Raw genomic sequence first — 1,863 nt, 5'->3', positions numbered from 1 at the left:
AGGACACCTCCGGCATGCCCTCCACGGTGGCGCCCGCGGTGGGCGGGCCCTTGGGCTCACCGGAGGAGAAGGCGGGGCCGGAGCTTCCGCCGCCGCCGCTCTTGCGGCCGATGACGAAGGCCCCCACGCCCACGCCCACGACGATGGCGCCGATGAGCGCGATGCGCACGGCGGACGAGGGGCCCTTGCCTCCGCCTCCAGCGGGGGGCGGCGGGCTCACGGGAGACGTCATGACATCCACTCCTTGAAGCGGAAGAAGCCGAGGAAGGCGGCGTTGGCCGGCACGGGGCGCCACTCCAGCGGCGCCTCGGTGGCGAGGGAGTCCAGGACGCCGGTGCGCACGCGCGCTCCAGCCTCACCGGGGTGGTAGACGACGCGCGCGGGTGCATGGGCCCGGTCCTCCGGGCGCACCACGAGCATCAGGTGGAAGACGGGGCCCGCGTCGTGCTCCTGGCGGAAGGCCACCACGTCCCCGGTGCGAAGCTGCTCGCGCGCGTCCGCGCCCCGGCCCAGGGGGGTGAAGCTGCGGCTGATCAACGTCTCCGCGTCCGCGAAGTCGGAGGGATTGCCGCGCGCGTCCCGCCACAGCGGGGAGGCGAGCCGCTCAGAGGCCACGCGCCGGTACGCCGCGCGGTACGCGTAGCGGATGAGGCCCGCGCAGTCACGCTGCGCCGGCTGCCATGCTGAATCCGGAGCCTTCACCTGCGCGAGCGCCACCTGCGCGACCTCCCGGCGCAGGAGCCGCGCGCGCGTTTCAGCGGCGACAGGCTCCGGGGCGAGGGCCGCGGCTTCGCGCGCCGGGGCCTTCCCAGACGAAGCGGGCGCGGCGTTCAGCAACAGCGTGAGCATCAGGGCGCGCATGGCTTCGGCGCTTCAGTAGCCCTCGTCTCCGCCGCCGTCGCCGTTCTTCTGGAGCTCCTTCACGGCCTCCTCCAGGTTCGTGGGCCAGCCCTCCCCCTTCGGCTTCGGATCCGCGGAGGGCACGTACACCTCCGCCTTCCCGTCCCCCAGGATGTTCACCCACGCGAGCACGCGCGTCGTGCCCGGCGTCGCCAGCGGGATGCGCACGCGGCGGCGGACCTCTCCCGGCGTGCCCTCGAAGAGCGCCAGGTTGAGCGTGGCCACGGTGTGCGCCTTGTCCCCGCTGGGCCAGTAGTTCGTCGCCACCAGGTACACGCCCTGGGGCGGCGCGCGGTGGATGTAGAGGTACGGGCCGTACGCCGGCTGGTCGAAGTCGCCGCCCTGCTCGTTGAGGAAGAACGTGCCGCCGGACGGGCTCTCCGTGTTCGCCCAGTACACGTGCGCCATGGACGTCACGTCCAGCGTGTCCCCCGCGCTGCTCGCGTCCGTGGGCTCGTAGATGTGCAGGTCCGTGTAGACGCCGTCCGTGTCGCTCGTGAGGATGGCCTTGAGCGGCACCGGGGGCACCTGCGCGTAGCTCGTCGCCTGCGCGCGCGCCGTGCCGCCCTTGTTGGTGGCCATCACCGTCACGACGTTCTTGCCGCTGGCCGCGGGGAACTTGCGGCTGAAGCGCCCGCCCTGCGTGCGCATCAGGTAGCGGTCGCCGTTGATGGACACCACCACCGGATCCACCGTGGCGTCGCTCACCGTGCCCTCAATCTGGAGCATCCGGTCCACCGTCCAACCGCCGGACGGCGCGCTCAACACCACCTTGGGAACCGTGGTGCCCCGGCCAATGGGCACTCCCTGCTGGCGGGCGGAGACCTGCGGCGCCGTCTGCGTCAGCAGCCCGGCGAGAAGGACGGAGAGCATTGGGGAGCCTGGGAACCTGGAAGTGGAGCGCGCGAACCAGAGTGTCCGCGAAGGGACACAGCGTGCGGCAAGCCCCTACCCGTTTTCAAG

Annotated in this window: 2 protein-coding genes and 1 pseudogene; all 3 read right to left on the bottom strand. The window is 72.4% G+C overall.

The features are described 5' to 3' along the window. A pseudogene (locus tag D7X55_RS39000) lies at positions 1 to 232 on the bottom strand (hypothetical protein); the annotation flags it as partial. After that, complete coding sequence (locus D7X55_RS38995) at positions 229 to 861, bottom strand: DUF1175 family protein (RefSeq protein ID WP_120547263.1); 633 nt, start codon at positions 859 to 861, stop codon at positions 229 to 231. The gene D7X55_RS38995 and the pseudogene D7X55_RS39000, both read right to left, overlap by 4 nt. A 12-nt stretch (positions 862 to 873) precedes the next feature. Continuing rightward, complete coding sequence (locus D7X55_RS38990; protein ID WP_120547262.1) at positions 874 to 1,773, bottom strand: DUF2135 domain-containing protein; 900 nt, start codon at positions 1,771 to 1,773, stop codon at positions 874 to 876. Positions 1,774 to 1,863: the final 90 nt, after the last annotated feature.

It is taken from the genome of Corallococcus sp. AB049A (assembly GCF_003668885.1).
In the GTDB taxonomy this organism is placed as follows: domain Bacteria; phylum Myxococcota; class Myxococcia; order Myxococcales; family Myxococcaceae; genus Corallococcus; species Corallococcus interemptor.
This window is presented reverse-complemented; position numbering and strand designations above follow the sequence as displayed.

Excerpts from the sequence above, each read along its gene's own strand:
- D7X55_RS38995 (WP_120547263.1), bottom strand. The coding sequence starts at position 861 with ATGCGCGCCCTGATGCTCACGCTGTTGCTGAACGCCGCGCCCGCTTCG.
- D7X55_RS38990 (WP_120547262.1), bottom strand. The coding sequence starts at position 1,773 with ATGCTCTCCGTCCTTCTCGCCGGGCTGCTGACGCAGACGGCGCCGCAG.